Annotated in this window: 7 protein-coding genes; 6 read left to right on the forward strand and 1 reads right to left on the reverse strand. The window is 70.1% G+C overall.

Annotated features, from left to right (window positions below; translation table 11 throughout):
- Both DMC18_RS03470 and pdeM read left to right on the forward strand, forming a co-directional pair.
- A partial coding sequence (locus tag DMC18_RS03470; RefSeq protein ID WP_110132693.1) for a helicase-related protein occupies nt 1–1946 on the forward strand: 1946 nt, incomplete at its 5' end.
- A gap of 55 nt (nt 1947–2001) precedes the next feature.
- On the forward strand, nt 2002–2667 hold the full coding sequence (pdeM, locus tag DMC18_RS03475; RefSeq protein WP_110119599.1) for a ligase-associated DNA damage response endonuclease PdeM: 666 nt from the start codon (nt 2002–2004) through the stop codon (nt 2665–2667).
- 183 nt (nt 2668–2850) lie between these two features.
- Here pdeM and DMC18_RS03480 read toward each other — a convergent pair whose 3' ends face one another.
- Entirely contained in the window at nt 2851–3141 is a 291-nt protein-coding gene (locus DMC18_RS03480; RefSeq protein WP_199228418.1) for a hypothetical protein, read from the reverse strand.
- A gap of 110 nt (nt 3142–3251) precedes the next feature.
- On the opposite strand from DMC18_RS03480, the gene DMC18_RS03485 reads away from it, so the two are divergent.
- The 4 genes from DMC18_RS03485 to DMC18_RS03500 all read left to right on the forward strand — a co-directional run bounded on the left by DMC18_RS03485 (nt 3252) and on the right by DMC18_RS03500 (nt 7728).
- Nucleotides 3252–4472 carry a putative DNA modification/repair radical SAM protein gene (locus tag DMC18_RS03485; protein ID WP_110119598.1) on the forward strand — a complete coding sequence of 407 codons (1221 nt, stop codon included), beginning with the start codon at nt 3252–3254 and terminating at the stop codon, nt 4470–4472.
- Nucleotides 4472–5971, forward strand: a complete 1500-nt coding sequence (locus DMC18_RS03490; protein ID WP_110119597.1) for a UdgX family uracil-DNA binding protein — start codon at nt 4472–4474, stop codon at nt 5969–5971. The genes DMC18_RS03485 and DMC18_RS03490 overlap by 1 nt, the downstream gene beginning before the upstream one ends.
- Nucleotides 5972–6154: 183 nt before the next feature.
- Nucleotides 6155–6775 (forward strand): RNA polymerase sigma factor, encoded by a 621-nt coding sequence (locus DMC18_RS03495; protein ID WP_370444613.1) that lies wholly within the window; start codon nt 6155–6157, stop codon nt 6773–6775.
- The gene (locus DMC18_RS03500) at nt 6772–7728 is read left to right on the forward strand and encodes a FecR domain-containing protein (RefSeq protein WP_233245228.1); all 957 of its coding nucleotides are present in this window, start codon (nt 6772–6774) and stop codon (nt 7726–7728) included. Before DMC18_RS03495 ends, DMC18_RS03500 begins: the two co-directional genes overlap by 4 nt.
- Nucleotides 7729–7892: the final 164 nt, after the last annotated feature.

Here is a 7892-nt window from a genome sequence, read left to right on the forward strand (position 1 = left end):
CCCCCCCCCCCCCCCCCCCCAGCGCCGGCGGCCTGCGGCCGTCCCCCTCCGGCCCTCCGGGCCACCTCCCCCAAGGGGGGAGGATCGATCGCGCCAAGAAACCTCCCCCTTTGGGGGAGGTTCCATCCGTCGACCTCGTCCTCGGCTCCGGCGGGGCCCAGCCCGTGGTGGAGGTCCTCGTCTCCGGCGGCCGCGTGCCGTGGGCCGGGCACACCGCCCAGCACGCCATGGCCGAGGTCTATGCGATCATCGCCGCCAGCCGCACGGCGCTGGTCTTCGTCAACACGCGTTTTCAAGCCGAGTTTGCGTTCCAGGAGCTCTGGAAGCTCAACGACGAGGGCCTGCCGATCGCCCTGCACCACGGCAGCCTGTCGGCCGAGCAGCGACGCAAGGTCGAGGCCGCCATGGCGCGGGGCGAACTGCGCGCCGTGGTCTGCACCTCGACCCTCGACATGGGCATCGACTGGGGCGACGTCGACCTCGTCATCCAGCTGGCCGCGCCCAAGGGGGCCTCGCGGATGGTCCAGCGGATCGGCCGCGCCAATCACCGCCTGGACGAGCCCAGCCGCGCCCTCTTCGTGCCCGCCAGCCGCTTCGAGATGCTGGAATGTCGCGCCGCCGCCGACGCCATACTGGAGAACCACCTCGACGGCGAGCCGGCCCGGATCGGCGCCCTCGACGTCCTGGCCCAGCACGTCATGGGCTGCGCCTGCTCCGAGCCCTTCAAGCTGCTCGACCTCTATGACGAGGTCCGCACCGCCGGTCCCTATGCCGACCTGTCGTGGGAAGACTTCGAGACCGTCGTCGATTTCGTCTCCACCGGCGGCTACGCGCTGAAGACCTACGATCGCTTCCGCCGGATCGTCGAGGACGCTGACGGCTTCTGGAAGGCCCGCAACGCGCAAGTGATCCAGCGCCACCGCATGAACGTCGGCGCCATCGTCTCGCCGGCCGTGGTCAATGTCCGCATCGGCGGCGGCCGTCGTCCCATGGGCGGCCGCAAGATCGGTGAGGCCGAGGAAGGCTATTTCGAGCAGCTGACCCCGGGTGACACCTTCGTCTTCGCCGGCCAGGTCTGGCGGTTCAATAGCCTGGTCGGCGCCGACGCCTTCGTCACCCCCGCGCCGGACAAGGACCCGAAGATGCCCAGCTGGGGCGGCTCGAAGTTCCCGCTCTCGACCTATCTGGCGTCGCGTGTGCGCAAGATGATGCACGACGAGGCCGAGTGGCTGGCCCTGCCCCCCGACGTGCAGGAGTGGATGGCCTATCAGAAGCTCCGCTCGCTGATCCCAGACGAAGACGAGATGCTGCTGGAGACCTTCCCGCGCGGGAAGCGGTTCCACATGGTCATGTATCCGTTCGAAGGGCGCCTGGCGCACACCACCCTGGCCATGCTGCTGACCCGGCGGCTCGATCGCCTGGGCGTCGGCCCGCTGGGCTTCGTCTGCAACGACTACGCCCTCAACATCTGGTCGCTGCGGCCGATGGACGAGCTGGATCTGGCTGACCTCTTCGACCAGGACATGCTGGGCGACGACCTCGAGGACTGGCTCAACGAAAGCTTCCTGATGAAGCGCGCCTTCAAGGCCTGCGCCCTGGTCGGCGGGCTGATCGAGCGGCGCTACCCCGGCGAGGAAAAGTCGGGCCGCCAGGTCACCTTCTCGACCGACCTGATCTACGACGTGCTGCGCAAGCACCAGCCCGACCACCTCTTGCTACGCTGCGCCCGCATGGATGCGGCGACCGGTCAGCTGGACGTGGCGCGGCTGGGAGATCTACTGGCCCGCATCAAGGGCCGCATCCGCCAAGCGGCGCTGGACAAGGTTTCGCCCTTCGCCGTGCCGATCATGCTGGAGATCGGCCGCGAGCGCGCGCCCGGCGACGCGGCCAGCGACATGATCCTGGCCGAGGCGGAGGAAGACCTGATCGCGGAGGCGCTGTCTTGAGGTGTTTGGCTTGAGCACGAAGTTCCAGCTCAGCGACTGCGGCGGCCTGACGGTCATGGTGTCCGAGCGGCTGGTGCTGCTGCGCGGCTCCGGCGCCCTGTGGCTTGAGGCCGAGCGCGCCCTGGTGGTCGCCGACCTGCACTTCGAGAAGGGCTCGTCCTACGCCGCGCGCTTCGGCCAGATGCTGCCGCCCTACGACACCCGCGAGACCCTGACCCGGCTTGAGGCCGAGGTGGACGCGCTGACACCGGCGACGCTGATCTTCCTCGGCGACAGCTTCCACGACGGCGCGGCCGAGGATCGCCTGGCCGCCGACGACGCCGAGCGCCTGCGCGCCCTCTCCGTCGGCCGCGACCTGATCTGGGCGGTGGGCAACCACGACGCCGACGGCCCCCGCACCCTGCCCGGCCAGGTCATCGACGAGCTTTCCATCGGCGGCCTGATCCTGCGCCACGAACCCGAGCCCGGCGTCCAGCCCGGCGAGGTCGCCGGCCACCTGCACCCCGCCGCCCGCGTCTCCAGCGGTCGCGGCAGCGTACGCAAGCGCTGCTTCGTCACCGACGGCCAGCGCCTGATCCTGCCGGCCTTCGGCGCCTATACCGGCGGCCTCAACATCCTCGACCAGGCCTTTTCCAACCTGTTCGCCGCTCCGCCGCTGGCGGGGGCTCTGGGCGGCAAGCGGGTACACGCGGTGGGGCCGCGATCGCTGCGGCCGGACTAGGTCAAGGCTCAAGCCTCCCCACGCGCGTCATCCCGGAAAGCCCGCAGGGCTTATCCGGGACCCAGGGGCCACCGCAACGCACCTGCAACCGCCGGCGGATGAAGCCGCAGCCGAGCCCAGTCCCCTGGGTCCCGGCTCTACGCTACGCTCCGGCCGGGATGACGATTTGAGGAAGCCGCGAAGCTACCCCTTCGCCAAACGCCGGCGATTGGCGCGCACCTTGGTCCGGTAGTCCCGGATCACCGCCCGCGTCGCCGCGTCCGGGGCCTGGGGCAGGCCGCCGGTCCAGAACTTCAGCCCGACGTCGGCCGCCGCCGCCATCTTCTCGGTGGTCATGCGGATCGCCTCGCTCTGCGCCCGCGCCCCGCCGCCGGCCAGGACCATGGTCCGCAGGCCGATGACGGCCGAGGCCTCCATCCCCAGCGCCCAGGCGTCGAGCATCGTCGAGGGCCAGTCTTCCTTGCGGCGCGCCATTGGCGAACTCCCTTGCTGTGAAAGGATCGCGCGAGAGGCGCGGCCGGTTCCGCCCTCACTGCGACAACGCAGAACTCGACGGAACAAATAGAGAACTATAGACTGTGCGGATGGCCGTTCTCGATATCCGCCGCAAGCTCTCCATCCTCGCCGACGCCGCCAAGTACGACGCCTCCTGCGCCTCATCGGGCGGGGAGAAGCGCGACTCCGTCGGCGGCAAGGGCGTCGGCTCCACCGAAGGCATGGGCATCTGCCACGCCTACGCCCCGGACGGCCGCTGCATCAGCCTGCTGAAGATCCTGCTGACCAACTTCTGCATCTACGACTGCGCCTACTGCATCAACCGGGTGTCGTCGAACACGCCCCGGGCGCGGTTTTCCGTGCAGGAAGTCGTCGACCTCACCCTCAACTTCTACAAGCGCAACTATATCGAGGGCCTGTTCCTGTCGTCGGGCGTCATCCGCAACGGCGACTACACGATGGAAGAGATGGTCCGCATCGCCAAGGCCCTGCGGCTCGACCACGACTTCCGCGGCTACATCCATCTGAAGCTCATCCCCGAGGCCTCGCCGGAACTGGCGGCCGAGGCCGGGCTCTATGCCGACCGGGTGTCGATCAACATCGAGCTGCCCCAGGACGAGAGCCTGAAGTCCCTGGCTCCCGAGAAGGACGTCGGCGACATCAAGCGGGCCATGGGCCGCATGCGCCTGGCCATCGACGAGCGCGCCGAGCCGGCCCGCACCGCGCCCCGCAAGACCTTCGCCCGCAGCCAGTCGACCCAGCTGATCGTCGGTGCCGACCAGGCGAGCGACGGCGACATCCTGGCCCGCAGCGCCTCGCTCTACGGCGCCTATCGCCTCAGTCGCGTCTACTACTCGGCCTTCAGCCCGATCCCGGATTCCAGCCACCGCCTGCCGTCCAGCCGCCCGCCCCTGCTGCGCGAGCACCGTCTCTACCAGGCCGACTGGCTGATGCGGTTCTACGGCTTCGAGCAGCCGGAGATCATCGGCGCCGGCGAGGATCTCGACCTCTCCGTCGATCCCAAGACCGGCTGGGCGCTGCGTCATCGGGAGAAGTTCCCCGTCGACGTCAACCTGGCCGACCGCGAGACCCTGCTGCGCGTGCCGGGCCTGGGCGCCAAGGCGGTCGAGCGCATCCTGCTGGCCCGTCGCCAGGCGCGGCTGACGATCGACGACCTCAAGCGCGTCGGCGCCGTGGTCAAGCGCGCCAAGGCCTTCGTCGTCGCCGAGGGCTGGACGCCGGGCATGGCGACCGATGGCGAGCACCTGAAGGCCCGCCTGGTCGAGCCGGCGCAGCTGAGCCTGTTCTGATGCGCGTGGTGCGGCTGGCCTCCGAGATCGACTTCGACGGCTGGAGGGTCGCGGCGCGCGACCTGCGGACCGAGGGCATTCCGCCCGAGACCATCGTCTGGACGGTCGAAAGAGACCTCTTCTCCCCTCCCCCTTGCGGGGAGGGGGCAGGGGGTGGGGGTGCCAGCGCGGAGATGGCCGGTTCGGAGCCATCTCCCCCACCCCAACCCCTCCCCGTAAGGGGGAGGGGCTTTACCGTCCCGCCCGCCTTCGTCGAGCTGGCCAGATCCGTCGTCCTGCACCGCTCCGGCGAGCGCTTCGCCCTGCTCTATCGGCTGCTGTGGCGGCTGGAGCGCGAGCCCCGCCTGATCGACAACCCCGCCGATCCCGACGTCGCCAAGGCGCGCGACATGGAAAAGGCGGTGTCGCGGGCGATCCACAAGATGCACGCCTTCGTCCGCTTCCGCCTGATCGAGACCGAGCCGGAAGCCTACGCCGCCTGGTTCGAGCCGGCGCACCGCGTCACCGAGGCCGCCGCCCCGTTCTTCGCCCGCCGCTTCACCACCATGACCTGGACCATACTGACGCCCGACGCCTGCGTGGCCTGGGACGGTCAGACGCTGAAGGTCTCCGACGGCGCCGATCCGGCCGACGCGCCGGCCGAAGACGCCCAGGAAGAACTCTGGCGCACCTATTACGCCTCGATCTTCAATCCGGCGCGGCTGAACGAGAAGATGATGCGCCAGGAGATGCCCAAGCGCTATTGGCGCAACCTGCCCGAGGCGCGGCTCATTCCGCAGCTGATCGAAACCGCCCAGGAGCGCGCCGCCGCCATGGTCGCCGCCACGCCCTCCCCCGCTCCCGACCGCGTGCTGAAGGCCGCCCTGCGCCAGGCCCGCGACGGGTCCTACAACGGCGACGTTCCCACGAGCCTCGAGGCCGTGGCGGCCGGCGTGCAGCTGTGCCGCCGCTGCGACCTGTGGCGCGACGCCACCCAGGGCGTAAGCGGGCAAGGCGCGGCCCACGCCCGGCTGATGTTCGTCGGTGAGCAGCCTGGCGACCAGGAGGATCTCGCCGGCCGCCCCTTCGTCGGCCCCGCCGGCCAGGTGTTCGACGAGGCGCTCGCACAGGCCGGCGTGCCGCGCGATCGGACCTACGTCACCAACGCCGTGAAGCACTTCAAGCACGAGCCGCGCGGCAAGCGGCGCATCCACAAGACCCCCGATCGCGGCGAGGTGCAGGCCTGCCGCTGGTGGCTGGACGCCGAGCGGCGCCTCGTCCGCCCCCGGGTGATCGTCGCCCTTGGCGCCACGGCGGCGCATGCGGTGATGGGCAAGGCCACGCCCATCGGCGCCAATCGCGGCAAGGCGCTGCAACTGCCCGATCAAACCCGGGCGGTGCTGACCTACCACCCGTCCTTCCTGCTGCGCCTGCCGGACGCCGCCGCCCGCGAACGCGCCCGGGCCGAGTTCGTCGAGGATTTGCGCCTTGCGGGCGAGCTTGCCGGACTGCTCGACTGAAGGAGGCGCGAGCGCCCGCCTGACGGACAGGCCGCGCAAAAAATCTGCTGAATCTTTTGGCGTCCGCGCACCGGGCGCAAGTCCTTGCCCCACCTGGCAATGTTACCTGCGGAAACACGGCGCATAAGCCCTCTCCGCCGTCGGGGCGCGTGTTCGCCTCTTGCCACGACGGCTTCGCCGGGGTTGGTTCCCGGCCGGGGAACGAGGGCGATGACACCAGAAGACGAACAGCGCCGAGCCTGGTTTCGCAGGGAGATTCTGCCCCTGGAACCGCGGCTTCTGGCCTATGCGCGCAAGTTTTGCCGCAACGGCGAGGCCGATCCGGAAGATCTGGTCCACGACGCCTTCGCCCGGGTGATCGCCTGCAAGACCTGGCGCGAGATCACCAATCCCGCCGCCTTCGCCTCGCGCACCATCCGCAACATCGCCTTCGACGGCCTGCGTCGCCGCAAGGTGCTGACCATCACCGCCGTCGCCGATTTCGAGCAGATCGGCGGCATGGACGAGACCCCCGGACCCGAGGCCTCGCTGGTCTCGCGCGACGAGCTTCGCCAGCTGCGCGAGGCGATCGCCGAGCTGCCGACACAATGCCGGCGTGTATTCACCCTCAGGAAAGTCTATAGCCTGTCGCCGGGCGAGATAGCGGTTCGCATGGGCCTGTCCGTCTCGACTGTCGAGAAGCACCTGATCAAGGGGCTTCGCTACTGTTCCGAAAAGCTGGGCCGCCCGGGCGCGACCCAGCCAGTGCGTATCGACGAAGGGCGTTCATGGGTCGGGAAGCGGGATCGCGACGCGAAGCAGTGAGAACGGCCGCCGCCCAGTGGGTGGTGCGGCTGTCCGATCCTGCCTGCGCGCCTGACGAACGGGCCGCCTTCGAGGCCTGGCGCGCCGAAAGCTTCGAGAACGAGGCCGCCTTCGAGCGCGAACACGCCGCCTGGGAGCGCGCCGACCGCCTGCGCGTCTTCAAGCCTGTCGCCGCCAAGCCGGACGCCGACCTGTTCGCGCAGGAAGAAGCCCGCCGCGCCTTCGACCGCCGCTCGCCCTGGACCATGATGGCCGCGGCCGCCGCGATCGCCGGCGTCCTCGGGGCCGGCATGCTCAGCGCCACCGCCTCGACCGCCTACGCCACCGACATCGGCGAGCGCCGCGTCGTGGTGCTGGCCGACAACAGCCGCATCGAGCTCAACACCGACAGCAAGGTCGTGGTCCGCTATCGCAACGGCGTGCGCGAGGTGAAGCTGGTCAAGGGCGAGGCCCTGTTCGAGGCCGCCCCCGACGCCCGTCCCTTCGTGGTCAAGGCCCGCGACGCCCGCATCGAGACCGGCGGCGGCGAGCTTTCCGTCCGCCTGGGGGCCGAGAACGCCGCCGTCACCGTCCGTCGCGGCGCCGCCGACATCGAGCCCGACGGCAAGGGGCCGGCCAAGGAAGTGCGGATCGCCGCCGGCACGGCCATGGTCTACGGCCCGCACGGCGGCCACGCCCAGCCGCTGTCCGAGGCCGAGATCGACCGCGCGCTCGCCTGGCGCCAGGGCGCCATCGCGCTGAACGGCCAGTCGCTGAGCCAGGCCGTGGCCGAGTTCAACCGCTACAACCGCCAGAAGGTCCGCATCGCCGACCCGTCGATCGCCGACCTGCGCCTGGCCGGCTACTTCCAAAGCACCGAACCCCAGGCCTTCGTCACCGCCGTCACCAGCGCCTTCCCGGTCCGGGCCAGCGAAGGCGACGACGGCGTGATCCGCCTGGCGCGCAAGGGGTAAACCTGATCCCTCTCCCCTTGCAGTGAGGGGTCTCTCAGAACGGTCAGCCGCCAAAGCCCTTCCCCCTCGATGGGGGAAGGGTTGGGATGGGGGTGACGACGGCCGTTCCGCCTGCACAGCCTCATCAAGACTGACCGCCGCAGCCACCCCCAACCCCGGCCCTT

It is taken from the genome of Caulobacter sp. D5 (assembly GCF_003185805.1).
Lineage (GTDB): Bacteria > Pseudomonadota > Alphaproteobacteria > Caulobacterales > Caulobacteraceae > Caulobacter.